The sequence below is a fragment of the Alphaproteobacteria bacterium LSUCC0396 genome (genome assembly GCA_041228345.1).
In the GTDB taxonomy this organism is placed as follows: Bacteria; Pseudomonadota; Alphaproteobacteria; order Puniceispirillales; family Puniceispirillaceae; genus UBA3439.
This window is the reverse complement of record CP166131.1, coordinates 282378-296559: the sequence shown is the minus strand read 5'-3', so window position 1 is coordinate 296559 and position 14182 is coordinate 282378. Positions and strand designations below refer to the sequence as shown.

Annotated in this window: 11 protein-coding genes; 9 read left to right on the top strand and 2 right to left on the bottom strand. The window is 53.0% G+C overall.

What is annotated here, in order from left to right; all coding sequences use genetic code 11:
* Positions 1 to 254 precede the first annotated feature (254 nt).
* From dusB to AB8881_01440, 8 genes are all read left to right on the top strand, one after another.
* Positions 255 to 1244, top strand: a complete 990-nt coding sequence (gene dusB / locus AB8881_01475; protein XDZ63587.1) for a tRNA dihydrouridine synthase DusB — start codon at positions 255 to 257, stop codon at positions 1242 to 1244.
* Complete coding sequence (locus tag AB8881_01470; GenBank protein ID XDZ63586.1) at positions 1244 to 2485, top strand: nitrogen regulation protein NR(II); 1242 nt, start codon at positions 1244 to 1246, stop codon at positions 2483 to 2485. The genes dusB and AB8881_01470 overlap by 1 nt, the downstream gene beginning before the upstream one ends.
* Positions 2482 to 3912: a nitrogen regulation protein NR(I) gene (gene ntrC / locus AB8881_01465; GenBank protein XDZ63585.1), complete on the top strand. Its 1431-nt coding sequence runs from the start codon at positions 2482 to 2484 to the stop codon at positions 3910 to 3912. The genes AB8881_01470 and ntrC overlap by 4 nt, the downstream gene beginning before the upstream one ends.
* 1 nt (position 3913) lies before the next feature.
* Positions 3914 to 6118, top strand: coding sequence for an ATP-binding protein (locus tag AB8881_01460; protein ID XDZ63584.1), 2205 nt, complete (start codon positions 3914 to 3916; stop codon positions 6116 to 6118).
* Entirely contained in the window at positions 6111 to 7511 is a 1401-nt protein-coding gene (locus AB8881_01455; GenBank protein XDZ63583.1) for a sigma-54-dependent transcriptional regulator, read from the top strand. The genes AB8881_01460 and AB8881_01455 overlap by 8 nt, the downstream gene beginning before the upstream one ends.
* Positions 7508 to 8887, top strand: a complete 1380-nt coding sequence (gene trkA / locus AB8881_01450) for a Trk system potassium transporter TrkA (protein XDZ63582.1) — start codon at positions 7508 to 7510, stop codon at positions 8885 to 8887. The genes AB8881_01455 and trkA overlap by 4 nt, the downstream gene beginning before the upstream one ends.
* A 138-nt stretch (positions 8888 to 9025) precedes the next feature.
* Positions 9026 to 9286: an RNA chaperone Hfq gene (gene hfq, locus AB8881_01445; GenBank protein ID XDZ63581.1), complete on the top strand. Its 261-nt coding sequence runs from the start codon at positions 9026 to 9028 to the stop codon at positions 9284 to 9286.
* On the top strand, positions 9279 to 10136 hold the full coding sequence (locus tag AB8881_01440) for an inositol monophosphatase (protein XDZ63580.1): 858 nt from the start codon (positions 9279 to 9281) through the stop codon (positions 10134 to 10136). The genes hfq and AB8881_01440 overlap by 8 nt, the downstream gene beginning before the upstream one ends.
* Here AB8881_01440 and mazG read toward each other — a convergent pair.
* Positions 10133 to 10963, bottom strand: coding sequence for a nucleoside triphosphate pyrophosphohydrolase (gene mazG / locus AB8881_01435; protein XDZ63579.1), 831 nt, complete (start codon positions 10961 to 10963; stop codon positions 10133 to 10135). The two genes, AB8881_01440 and mazG, sit on opposite strands and share 4 nt — an antisense overlap.
* Positions 10964 to 11226: 263 nt before the next feature.
* On the opposite strand from mazG, the gene AB8881_01430 reads away from it, so the two are divergent.
* A complete protein-coding gene (locus AB8881_01430) occupies positions 11227 to 11949 on the top strand; it encodes a DUF502 domain-containing protein (protein ID XDZ63578.1) in 723 nt (240 codons plus the stop codon).
* 2 nt (positions 11950 to 11951) lie between these two features.
* Here AB8881_01430 and recG read toward each other — a convergent pair whose 3' ends face one another.
* Entirely contained in the window at positions 11952 to 14081 is a 2130-nt protein-coding gene (gene recG, locus AB8881_01425) for an ATP-dependent DNA helicase RecG (protein ID XDZ63577.1), read from the bottom strand.
* Between the last annotated feature and the right edge of the window lie 101 nt (positions 14082 to 14182).

Below are 14182 nucleotides of genomic sequence, written 5' to 3'. Positions count from 1 at the left end.
TCACTCTTATCCCCAATGTGCGCGGCTTTGTCCAATGGATATTCCATCGCCGTGATTACGGCCAATCCGGGTTTGGGGCCGCGGTTACTGCAGTCCAAGCACGCTAAGGGGCGGCTTGCGGCTAGTCTCGGCGGGCGAACAGCGGCCGATAAAAGTTAAGTGATGGATTTTTGAGCATTAATTGCCTATTGTTTAGGCGTTTTTCGAAGGTCTAGTCAAATTATTGTTTAGTAGGGTCTGTTTCGGGGTCTTTTATGTCTCTAGTCATCGCTGGATATGCTGTGCCGCACGCGGCCATTCTTGCGCCCATGTCAGGTGTTACTGACTGGCCGTTCCGCCGTGCCGTGCGCCGTTGTGGTGGCGGTCTGGTGGTAACCGAGATGATTGCAAGCGCAGCTGTTCTGCGTGATGTGCGAAGCGAGATGCGGAAATTAAAGACCGAGGCGAAGTCTGAGGCGCCATTGTCGATTCAGCTGGCAGGCTGGGAACCGCTGGTAATGGCCGAGGCTGCAAAAATCTGCGCTGATCTGGGCGCTACTTTCATTGATATCAATATGGGCTGTCCGGCGAAAAAGGTTACCGGTAAATTATCTGGTTCGGCCTTAATGCGCGACCCGCATCTAGCTGGCGCGATCATGGCGGCAGTCGTCAATGCGGTTGATGTGCCGGTCACGTTAAAAATGCGGCTTGGCTGGGATGATGATAGTTTGAACGCGCCAATTTTGGCAAAAATGGCTGAAGATACCGGAATTAAAATGCTGGCAATTCACGGCAGGACCCGCTGCCAGATGTATAATGGTGCAGCGGATTGGGAAAAAATTGCTGATGTTGTGAATAGGGTGGATATTCCGGTTGTGGCGAATGGTGATATTACCTGTCTCGATACGGTGCGGCGCGCTGTTGCTGAAAGCGGCGCGGCGGGTGTTATGATTGGCCGCGGCGCGCAGGGAAGGCCGTGGCTTTTGGCGCAGGCCGGTGATTTGCTCGCGGGTAAGGCGGTTCGTGCGACCCCCTCGATTGCGATGCGGCATCAGCTGATGCGGGCGCATTTGGATGATATGCTCAGCCATTATGGAACTGCCGCCATGCGTTTGGCGCGCAAACATATTGCCTGGTATGCACATGGCTTGCCCGGTGCCGCCGAATTGCGTGACATCGCCAATAATAGCACTGATGCGGCACAGGTATTTGCCGCGGTTGATCAGTTTTTTGCAACACTTGACCCAAGCGACGTGGCAGCGTGATGCGTGTGCCGCCAAAATCAACAGGGATGGCCGAGGCTGACAAGCATGGCGGCGCTGGGATGCAGCGTTTTGGCGATAATGCTGATCAGGGCTATGATCACGATACCGAGCAGATGTCAGGCATCAACGCGGCACAAATTCTTGCAAGCTTGCCCAATCCGATTTTTGTTCTGGATGCCCAAAACCGTTTTCTGTACCTCAATCAGGCTGCCGAGATGTTTTTTCAGTCCAGTCAGATGATCCTTGCTGGGCAGGCGCTTGAGGGATTTATCCCAACCGATGCCAGCCTGTTTTCAATGTTGCAGCGGGCGCGTGATCAGCATGTGTCGGTTGGTGATCAGGGGCTGGAACTTGCGGGGCCAAAACTTGGGCTAAAGCTAGTGAATGTGCAAATCACCCCATTTGGCGAAATGCCGCCACGGCTGTTGGTGTCGATACAAGAACGCGCGCTTGCCGAACGATTGCGGGGGCAATCGCTATTTCGCGGTGCTGCACGGTCAATTTCCGCAATGGCGGCCTTACTGGCGCATGAGGTGAAAAACCCGCTTGCCGGCATTAAAGGTGCGGCTCAGCTTTTGGAATCTAGCCTTGGCGAGGAAGATCGCGCGTTAAGCAGAATGATTGTCGAGGAAAGTGACCGTGTGGCGGCGCTGCTTGACCGGATGGAAGGGTTTGCCGGCGGGGCGCGGCTGGTTTTAAGCCCGGTAAATATCCATGAAATCCTCGATCATTGTCTTGGACTGGCGGCGGCGTCTTATGGTGCGCATCTGGTCATCCGCCGGCAGTATGATCCGTCATTGCCATTGGTGAATGGTCATCGAGATTTGCTGATACAATCGTTTATAAATATTATTAAAAACGCATCAGAAGCAACTGAGAAAAATGCAGAATTAATCATAAAGACATCCTATTCTCGCGGTCGCCGTCTGTCATTGGCGGCCAGTGATGGCGGGTCGCACGTGCCAGTTCAGGTTGATATTATTGACAATGGGCCGGGCATTCCAGAAGACATCCGTAATCATATTTTTGATCCATTTGTTTCGGGTCGCAGTGGTGGCAGTGGGCTTGGGCTGACGATGGTGGCGAGTGTGGTTGCCGATCATGGCGGCATGATCGAGGTTGACACGACCCCCGGCGGGACTGTGTTTCGGATGAATTTTCCAGTGGCAGAGGAAGGTCAAACAGCGGCAAAGTCAAAATCCCATAAAGCGGCAGCAAAACAGAAAGAGGCGGCAAAATGAATGAAAAACCGCCCATAGTTCTGGTCGCCGAAGATGATAAATCGGTCAGGCTCGTTGTGCAGCAGGCGCTGGCGCGGCAGGGCTATGCGGTGCAGTCAAGCGGGACAGCTGCCGGCTTGTGGAAGCTAATCGAGTCCGGCAAAGGTGATGTGTTGATCACTGATGTGGCACTGCCCGATGGTGATGCGCTGGATTTACTGCCCCGTATTCAGGATCGTCGGCCGGACTTGCCAGTGATTGTGATGAGTGCGCGGTCGACATTGCTAACCGCGGTTAAGGCGCAGCAGGTTGGCGTGTTTGAATATCTGCCCAAGCCGTTCGAATTGCGCAATCTTATTGAAGTTACCCAGCGTGCGGTTGAGGCGATTGGCGCGCCAAGCCGGACGGCGGTCAAGACAAATTCTATTGAGGAAGGCGGCCCGTTAATCGGTCGGTCGCGCCCAATGCAGGATATTTTTAAGGCAATGGCGCGGGTTGTAAGTACTGATCTGACTGTGCTTGTGACCGGTGAAAGCGGAACCGGTAAGGAACTGGTTGCGCGCGCTTTGCATGATCTTGGCAGTCGGCGCGCAGGGCCGTTTGTGGCAATTAACCTTGCGGCAATCCCGCGTGATCTGGTTGAGGTGGATTTGTTTGGGCGCGGTGAAGACAGCCTTGGCACGCCGACAAAGCATCATCAAGGCCGGTTTGCTCAAGCCGAGGGTGGCACGCTGTTTCTTGACGAGGTTGGCGATATGCCGCCCGAAGCCCAAACCCGGCTATTACGGGTTTTGCAGGATGGTGAATATCTGCCGGTTGGTGCCCAGCGTCCGATCAAAACCAACATCCGGATTATCGCGGCGACAAACCAGAATTTGCATCATTTGATGCATCAGGGGCTGTTTCGCGAGGATCTATTTTACCGGTTGAATGTGGTGCCGCTGCGTCTGCCGCCATTGCGGGAACGGATCGAGGATATTAGCCCGCTGGTCAATCATTTTCAGGTACAAGCAGTAAAGGAAGGGCTGCCGTCCAAAACCTTTACGCCAGAGGCATTACGTGCGTTGAAATCATGGCATTGGCCGGGCAATGTGCGCGAACTGGAAAATCTGGTCAGACGAATGCTGGTGCTGCACGCCGATAGCAGCATTGATGCAAGCGCGGTTGAACGTGAATTTCCGGTAAGTCAGGCTGAAATGAACGATGATAGCGAAAGCCTGTCAGAATCGGTTGAGACCCACATAAAGCGTTATTTTGAAGCGCTAAAAGGCGGCATGCCTGCGCCCGGCCTCTATGGGCGGATCCTGCGCGAGGTTGAGCATCCGCTGATTCTGGCAACATTAGAGGTAACCCGTGGTAATCAGGTTCGGGCGGCCGATATTTTGGGGCTGAACCGCAATACCTTGCGAAAAAAGATCAAAGATTTGAACATTAAGGCAGGTCGCTAACATGTTGAAATCAAACAATCAAAGGGCATCAAAATTGGGTGAAAAAGGGTGGTTCAGCGAAGATCGGCTGGCTTATATCTCGATCCTGTTCACGCTTGGTATGGGGGCGGTGACCGCCTATGCCCTGACCCGGGTTGATTACCTGTCGAATGATACGGATACGCTTATTTGGCTGGTTGTGATTGATGCGCTGGCGCTGTTGGTGCTTGGTACGCTTGTGGGGCGACAAATCTGGCGGCTTTGGTCAGAGCGGCGCCAAAGGCTTGCGGGGCATCAGCTGCATTGGCGCATGGCGGTTCTGTTTGGCGGTGTGACGACGTTTCCAGCGGTAATTGTCACGCTGTTTGCGTTATTTATTGTTGATTACTCATTGCGTGGCTGGTTTGCCGAGCGCATTTCGACCGCAGTTAATGAGTCAGTGCGGGTTGCCGAATCCTATTTCGATGAACATGCGCGCTCGATCTCGGGCGAAGTGCTGACGATGGCGAATGATATTAACCGCGAGGCCTATCGCCTCGTTGGTAAGGGCAATTTGATGGGCCGGTATCTTAGTGATCAGGCCGCGCTTCGGAACATGGCCGACGCGATCATCTTTGATGGGACGGGACAGGTTCTTGCGAAATCACAATTTGCGTTTGCGATTACCTTTGCCAATCTCGAATCCAGCTGGGTTGAACAAGCGCGGAAAGGCGAGGTGGTGATCTTGCGCGCTGACGAAACCAATAAATTGCGCGCTGTGGTAAAGTTGAACAGCTATGTCGATGCCTATTTGCTGGTTGGCCGGTTTATTGACTCAAAAGTTCTGCTGGCCATGGATCAAACCCGGCTTGCCGCATCAGATTATCAACAGCTCGGATTCCAGCAGCTTGACCTCCAAATTAGCTTTGCTGTGCTTTTTGGCATTATCCTGCTGTTGATCCTGATTGCGTCATTGTGGATTGGTCTAAATCTGGCAACGGCGATTGTCGGGCCGCTCGGCTCGGTCATTCATGTCGCCGAGCAGGTGCGCGGGGGGAACCTGTCGCAACGTGTACCGGATGATTTGCAACTCGAAGAGATTTCACGGCTTGGCTCGGCATTTAACCGGATGCTGGACGAGCTAGCGCGCAGCCGCGAGCAGCTGGTGCAAGCAAACACCCAGATTGATCAACGCCGTGAATTTACCGAGGCCGTGCTTGGCGGTGTATCGTCGGGGGTCATCGGTCTTGATCGTGATGGCAAGGTAACGCTGCCAAATGCAACGGCGCGAAGCCTTTTGACCAAGAGTGACACCGAGCTGATCGGGAAAAAGCTGGTCGACGTCATTCCTGAATTCAAAGGATTGCTGGGAATTATCAATCAGAAAAGGCGGCGTTTTGGTGAAGAGCAGATTATATTGCAACGCCAGAACAGCCAGCTGATCCTGCGTGCACGGATTGTCAGCGAGGTGATCGAAGGGCGAGTCATTGGCTATGTCGTTACGTTTGACGATGTTACTGGCCTTTTAAGCGCACAGCGCAAGGCGGCATGGTCAGATATTGCGCGGCGCATCGCGCATGAAATCAAGAACCCCTTAACACCAATTCAGCTGGCCTCTGACCGCTTGCTGAAAAAATACCGTCCCGATGATAAAAAGGCGGCTGACCAATTTGAGGAATATGTGCAGATTATCACCCGCCAGGTCGATGATATCGGCCGCATGGTTGATGAGTTTTCGGCCTTTGCGCGGATGCCCCAGCCCGAGATGGATCGCCATTCGTTGCTCGGTATTGTAAATGGGCAAATTTCGCTTTTTGCCGTTAGGGACCTGTCGCTTGATGTCGAAATTGATGATGCAAACAATGACTATGCGACGATCTGCGATGCGGGGTTGGTGCGCCAAGCGCTCACCAACTTGCTACAGAACGCGAAAGACAGTTTGGACGAGCATCGCACGGCCACCCCAACTATTCGTATTAAGCTGCAAAGTGAAGATGATATGATCGCCATTATATTAACCGATAATGGCCCGGGATTTCCCGAAATGGATTTTGAAAAGCTGATAGAGCCCTATGTTACAACACGGCAAAAGGGCACAGGGCTGGGGCTTGCGATTGTGAGCAAGATTATGGAAGACCATAGCGGGACAATGCATCTTGGCAATGCTGATAATGGCGGTGCATTGGTTTGTTTGAAATTTCCGATTCATGCAGTGACGCATACAGAAAAAGGTCAGATAGATGGCTGATGATATTCTGATTGTTGATGATGAAAAGGATATTCGCTCGCTTCTTTGCATGATGCTTGAGGACGAGGGGTATCATACCATTCAGGCGGCAAATGCTGATGAGGCGCGCACAGCTTTGTCGGCGCAGCCGCCGAAACTAGCGATTTTGGATATCTGGATGCGCGAGTCCTCTATGGACGGTATCGAATTACTGGAATGGGTGAAATCAATCTATCCCAGCCTGCCGGTTCTGATGATTTCTGGTCATGGTACAATTGAAACTGCAGTGAAGGCCATAAGGCTTGGCGCCTATGATTTTATCGAAAAACCGTTCAAGGAAGCGCGGTTGTTGATGACGGTCGAGCGCGCGCTTGATAATGCGCGGCTGGCGCGTGAAAATACCGAGTTGCGGGCCCGGGTAAATGCTGGTGAAAACCCTGAATTAATAGGTAACTCAACGCTGATGCGTGGCATTCGTCAATCAATTGAAAAGATTGCCCCCACTGCCAGCCGTGTTTTGATCAATGGGCAAAGCGGCAGTGGGAAAGAATTGGCCGCGCGTGTGATCCATAGCCAGTCAGACCGCGCCAACGAACGTTTTGTTGTTGCGAATTGCGCGCGGCTATCAAGCGAGCGGGTTGATGCCGAATTGTTTGGGGCTGAGAGCCTGCAAAGCCATCGCCGGGTCGTCGGCCTGTTCGAACAGGCGCATCGCGGCACGCTGTATTTTGATGAAATTTGTGATTTGCCGCTGGAAACACAGGGCAAAATCGTCCGGGCAGTGAATGAACAGCGGTTTCGGCGCGTTGGCGGCAACAGCGAGGTCGTCGTCGATGTGCGGGTCATTTCAGCGTCAAGTCGCGATTTGCCGGTTGAGATCAGCGAAGGCCGGCTTCGTGAGGATTTATACTACCGGCTTGGGGTGGTGCCGTTATCAATGCCGTCATTGGCTGATCGGCGAGAGGATATTCCGCTGCTGGCGAAATATTTTACCAACCGTATCGCCAAAATGATCGGGGTCAAAGCAATCCGGCTTAGTGATGAGATCTTTGCCGCCATGCAGGGCTATGACTGGCCGGGCAATGTGCGGCAGATGCACAATGTGATTGAAACTTTATTGATCATGGCACCAGACGATCGCAGCAAACCAGTTGGTCTTGATTTGCTGCCTGCTGAAATCCAGAATATATCGCGTCAAGGTGCCAATTCTGATATGGAAAAGCTGTTGGCCTTGCCCTTGCGCGGCGCGCGAGAAGAGTTTGAGCGCGAATATTTGGAAACGCAATTGCATAGGTTTAATGGTAATATTTCACGGATGGCGGCTTTTATCGGTATGGAACGATCTGCCTTACATCGCAAAATGAAATCGCTTGAGATCGGAACGGATCTTCAAGAAGAGGGTAACAAGACATGAAAATTGTCATCTGCGGCGCCGGACTTGTCGGTAGCGCCATCGCAAGGCACCTTTCCGAGGAACAGAATGACGTCACGGTAATCGACGCATCGCAGGAAAACATCCAGCGCATCACCGATCAGTATGATGTGCGTGGGGTCGTTGGTGTTGCATCGCATCCTGACCGGCTTGCCGAGGCTGGGGTTCGTGATGCTGAACTGTTAATTGCGGTGACTGAGTCGGATGAGGTCAATATGGTCGCCTGTCAGGTTGCCCATACGATTTTCAATACACCGGTTAAGATTGCGCGTATTCGCGCTAATGCCTATCTCGATCCGTCTTTCTCTAGCCTTTACAGCCCTGAAAACCTGCCCATTGATCATATTATTTCGCCTGAGGCCGAAGTGTCATCGGCAATCAGCAACCAGCTTCGTGTGCCCGGGGCGTTTGATGTGCAAAACCTGTGTGACGGCAAGATGAATCTTGTTGGTGTCCAATGCACGGAAAACAGTCCTATTCTAGGGACATCGCTTCGTCACCTGACCAGTCTGTTTCCTGATCTAAGCCTTACAATTCTGGCGATCATTCGTGATGGCAAGGTGATTTTGCCGCGGTCTGGGGTCGAGGCAATGCAAACCGGTGACCGCGTTTATTTCGTCTGTGACAGCACACATCTGGATCGCGCGATGGCCAGCTTTGGGCATGAAGAGGGCGAGGCGCGCTCGGTTGTGATCGCCGGTGGTGGCAGTATCGGGCTGATGCTTTCCCGGGAAATTGAGAAAAACTTCCAGAACACGAATAACCAGATTATCGAACTTGATAACAGCCGGGCGAAATCACTGGCTGAGGAATTGCAGGGAACCGGCATTATTAATGGTGATGCGCTTGATGGGGCCATCCTGCGCGAGGCTGGTGTCCATAAGACCGAAACCTTTGTTGCCGTGACCGAAGATGACGAGGTGAATATCCTATCGGCGCTGCTGGCGAAAAGAACCGGTGCAAAGCACGCGGTTGCCTTGGTGAACATCCCCGGATTTATTCCGCTTGTCGGTACTTTGGGGGTCGATGCGGTGATTAACCCCTCGCAGATTACTGTGTCGTCAATTCTTGAGCATGTGCGGCGCGGGCGCATTCGCGATGTTCATCCGATTGTTGAAGATCTGGGTGAGGTGCTTGAGGCTGAAGCCCTGCCATCATCATTGCTTGTTGGCAAACCGTTGCGCGCGGCAAAAATTCCAAAGGGCATCTCGATTGGCGGCGTTTATCGCGACGATAAGGCGATTGCGGTTCGCGGTGATACGGTCATCGAAGCTGGCGATACGGTGATTATTTTCGTCGTGCGCGGCAAGATTGCTCAGGTTGAAAAGCTGTTATCAGTAAGGCTGGATTTCTTCTAGGCCGTGCTAACCCTTTAAACGGGCTATACTAGCGTGAAATTAACTCTGGATCTGGTGCTGATCAAATAAGGCGGGATCGGGCATTGTTTAATTTTTAAATTAACGCTAAGGTTTCCAGCTAATAGGGGAGATAATAAGATGGCCAGTGAAAAGAGCCGCAATTTGCAAGAGGTATTCCTAAATAACGTCCGAAAATCCCATGCTGCCGTCACCGTTTTTCTGGTAAATGGTGTCAAGCTGCAGGGCATTATCACATGGTTTGATAATTTTTCGATCCTGTTGAAGCGCGACCAGCACGTGCAGTTGGTCTATAAACACGCGATCTCAACAATCATGCCTGTAGCCCCTGTGCAGCTGCAGGAATTTGATGATAAGGACATGGATCCCGAAAGTGAATGACGCCGTGATGGTGCCGGCGGTAACGCGGCCACCAGTCAATCCCGCCTTAAAATCCAATATCGCAGCGCTTTTGCGTGAGGCGGCAGAAAGGTTTGTTCTGCCACGCTTTCAGAATTTGCAATCGCAAGACATCACCACAAAAACGAGCGACACTGATTTTGTGACCATCGCTGATCAGCAGGCCGAGGCGTGGTTAACCCCCAGATTACTCATCGAACAGCCCGGCTTTGTAATCGGTGAAGAGGCGGCCGCACTCACGCCGGCAATCCGCAATAACATCCCATCAGGGTATGGATGGACCATTGATCCGTTGGACGGCACGAAGAATTTTGTCAAAGGCAAGCCGGTCTTTTGCAGTATGGTGGCGTTGCTTTGGAACGGCCAGCCGGTTGCAAGCTGGATTTGGCAACCGCTTTTTGAAACGCTGTTTTATGCGGCTGAAGGCGAGGGGGTTTTCCGAATCAATGCGCGTGATGAAACCCGGCTCATGCTGGCAAACCGACCTGTCGACATTGATCAGATGTACGGATCAGGCAATAGCCTTGGGTTGCAAGAGCCGCAGAAAAGTGCATTTCAGGCGCGCTTGCGGTCACTTGCCGGTCGCCGTTTCACTGGCAGCGCCGGTATCCAAGCTTGCTTGATCGCGAATGGTGAAGAAGATTTCCTGATCCACGGCAATTCAACGCCGTGGGACCATGCGCCGGTCGATCTTATTTGCCGAGAGGCGGGCGGTTATGCGGCGATGCTGCATGATGAAAGCCGGTTTCATGTTGCGATGAAAGCCCCCTTTATGGCGGTGTCAAGCGCGGCTGGCTGGCATCGGTTGCGCGGTGCAGTCTGGGACGATTAATCTGCTGATCCGGCCTCGGCATCTTTCGATTTGCGCTCAAGGGCCTTTGCGTCCTGCCAATAGCGTTCCATTAGGTCAAGTGATGCGTTTTCAAATGAATCTTGATTTAATTCAACCTGTTCTTCGACATAGTTAAATCTTCTTTCAAATTTTAGATTGCAGGTTTGTAATGCTGTCTCCGGATCAATGCCGGCTTTTCGCGCCAGATTGACCGCCACAAAAAGAAGATCGCCGACTTCATCTTTTATGCGATCCTGATCGCGGTCGGCACGGGCTAATTCTGCACGCAACTCGGCGGCTTCTTCATTCATCTTTTGCAGAATTTGATCAATGTCTGGCCAATCAAAGCCAACGCGCGCCGCACGCTTTTGCAGTTTTAAGGCGCGCAACATCGGCGGCAATCCGCGGGCGATGCCATCGAGAAGGCGAGTTTCGCCTCGTTTGGCACGTTCGCGTGCCTTTATGTCCTCCCACAACCCGTTTTGTGACTCCATTGTTGGGCGGTCGTCACTGCCAAAAACATGCGGGTGGCGCGCAATCATTTTATCGCTGATGCTTTTGGCGACGTCGGCCAATGTAAAGCTGCCTTCCTCTTCGGCGATACGCGCATGGAAAATGACTTGCAGCAGCAGATCGCCCAGCTCGTCACGGATCGCATCGCGTTCACCATGTTGAATAGCGTCTGCCACCTCATAGGCTTCTTCGATGGTGTAGGGGGCGATGCTGGTAAAATCCTGTGCGACGTCCCACGGGCAGCCGGTGTTCGGATCGCGGAGCTGGATCATAATCTGATGCAGCCGATCAAGTTCGTCTAAATGTTTTTTCATGTGGAAACCTTACCAAAACTGCGAATAGATGAGCAATGAAAAGCGGTCTTGAAGCAGCGGAATTTCGGCGAAGTCCCGGTGGCCTGTTTGATTTGCGCACAGCCGTTTAAGCCGCCCGATCTTGCTGTTTCAGACCGCTCATCACTGTAGCATTGAAAGCAGTTGCTAAATCAGTGTAAAAAGCGCAGACAGAAACCACACTAAGTAGAGACCAGAAGACGATTAGTCGGGCATTTTGACGAGTTTTAAACGGGAATTACGCGATGACGATCAATGAGAATGAACCAGAAATTGTAAAGCGGGGCTTGCTTGCGCGGCTACGCGGGTGGTTTTTCACCGGTCTTTTGGTAACAGCGCCAGTCTTGTTAACGGTTTATATTACCTGGGCAGCGATTGAGCTGATTGATGGTCAGGTTAACAAGCTTATACCGGCTTTTTCAACATGGAGCCTTGGTGATATTCCTGGTGCAGGCTTGCTTGTTGGTGGGGTACTTATCACCCTTATCGGTGCGGTTGCCGCCGGATTTTTAGGGCGCTGGATCATCCGACTTGGTGAGTCCTTGCTGAACCGGATGCCGGTGGTGCGCACCATCTATGGAGCAACCAAACAGATTCTTGAAACAGTTATCTCGGCGCAATCTGATGCGTTTCGCGAGGTTGTTCTTGTTGAATATCCGCGGCGCGGTCTTTGGGTAATCGGTTTTGTGACCGGTGCAACCAAGGGTGAGGTGGCACGTATGGTCCCGGGGTCGAATGTGAATGTGTTTATCCCGACAACGCCAAACCCGACATCGGGCTTTTTGCTGTTCTGTCCGGTTAAAGATATCATCTATCTTGATATGACGAATGAAGAAGCGGTCAAACTCGTGGTCTCGGGCGGTATTGTTTCACCGCCAGATCGCGGCAATGTTGCGGCGAAAAACGTCAAAAAAGCTGCAGCCAAAAAAGCGGCTACCAAAAAGCCAGCAGCCAAAAAAGCGCGGTAAATCTAGCCAGAGGCCAAAAACTTTACCGCGCTATCGCGCTCAAAAAGGCTAAGCAGCAAATTCATATGCGGCTGGTCATTATTGTCTAATGCGCGGCTAGCTTCGGCTCTTGCGATGCCCAGCAGGTCACGATGCACCGCAAGATCAGCCAGCACAAATTCCGGCATTCCAGATTGTCGTTGTCCCAGAAACTCGCCCGGACCGCGTAATTCCAAATCCTCTTCGGCAATCAAGAAACCGTCATTCGTGTCTCGCATAACGGCAAGGCGTTTTGACGCTGTGTCGCTCAATGGGCCCTGATAGATCAAAAGACAGCTGCTTTGCTGGCTGCTTCGCCCCACACGGCCGCGCAATTGGTGCAATTGGGCAAGGCCAAATCTCTCGGCATGTTCGATAATGATGATGCTGGCTTGGGGAACATCCACCCCAACCTCGACAACAGTGGTTGCGACCAGTAATTGAGCTGTGCCATCACGAAATGCCTGCATCGCGTGATCGCGTTCGCCAGCTTTCATTTTGCCATGTGCCAGCTGAACCGTGACATCGGGCAACGCCCGCACCAAGGCGGCGAAACGGTCTTCAGCTGCGGCAATATCTAATTTGTCGGACTCCTCGACAAGTGGGCAAATCCAGTAGGCGCGTTTGCCATCGCCAAGAGCCCGCCCGAGGTTGGATATCACATCGCCGAGCCGGTCAGACGGCAGCACACGCGTATCAATCGGCAGGCGGCCAACTGGCTTTTCGTCGAGGCGCGAATGATCAAGGTCACCATAGGCAGTCATTGCAAGGCTACGCGGAATTGGTGTTGCGGTCATCACCATTACATCGACATGCGCGCCCTTTTCGCCGAGCAGAATGCGCTGGCGCACACCAAAGCGGTGCTGCTCGTCAACCACGGCGAGACCAAGGTCATGAAAGGCAACCGTTTCCGATAAAAGCGCGTGCGTGCCAACCACCAGTGGCAAACTGCCATCGGCAAGCCGTGTCAGCGTTTCCTTGCGGCTAAGAGTGCGGGCAGTTCCATTCAACGTCCCATTTTCACGCGCCGTTCCAGTGCCGCGGCCTTGGCCCAATAACAGCCCTATTTCAATGCCAAGCGGTGCCAGCATGGCCTGAATACTGGCATGATGCTGACGTGCGAGAACCTCGGTCGGTGCCAGCAACGCCGCCTGCGCTCCGGCTTCCATCGTGGTGAGCATCGCCCATAGCGCAACAAGCGTCTTGCCCGATCCCACATCCCCCTGAAGCATGCGAAGCATACGCTTTGGCTTGGCCTGATCGGCGGTAATTTCCGCAATGGCGCGGCGTTGTGCGCCGGTCATTTCATACGGCAGGCTGGCTAACAGCTGGTTTGTAATGCGACCATTGCCGCAATAGGCGCGCCCCGGCGTTGTCTCGGCGGCGCTGTGCCTTACCATCATCATGGCAAGCTGGTTTGCCAATAACTCATCAAAGGCAAGACGCGCGCGTGCCGGGCTGTTGGGCAAAAGGTCAGACGCATTTTTTGGCGCGTGAACAATGCGCATTGCCGTGGCAAAATCGGGCCAGCCATGCTGCTTGACGAGTGCAGGGGGGATCCATTCAGGCAAATCTGGAATGCGGGTCAGCGCATCATCAATTGTCCGGCGAAGAATTTTGGGCGTCAGGCCAGCGGTTAAGGGATAGACCGGCTCGAAGACAGGCATTTTATCTGCCTGCGTTGGGGCAAGAATATGATCGGGGTGCGCCATCTGCACGCGGCCTTGAAATAATTCGACACGGCCACTTACAAGGCGGCGCTCGCCAACGGGCAATTGTTTAGCGACATAATCATCATGCGCATGGAAAAAAACCAGTTCCAGCGCGCCAGTTTCATTCTCACAAAAGACCCGGTAAGGACGCCGTACGCCGCGGGGCGGGCGGTCATGCTTTATCACCAGAACGTCAAAGGTCGCGACACTGCCATCGGTTACGTCAGCGAGGGTGGGGCGCTGGCTGCGGTCAATCAGGCCGACAGGTAAATGCCGTAAAACGTCGATAACGTAATGCCCCACACGCTTTTCCAGCACTGACGCCAGCTTTGCGCCAACGCCAGAAAGACTGGTTGTGGCGGCAAAAAGCTGAAAAATTTCAGGTGGACGCTTTGGATGCACTGCGCTGGTCTCCTGTTAAAACGGCGTATGATCAAAACCGGCAATCAGTTAAATGACATCGCGCCGCCACGCTTGTCTCTAGGCATTATCGCTCATATCTG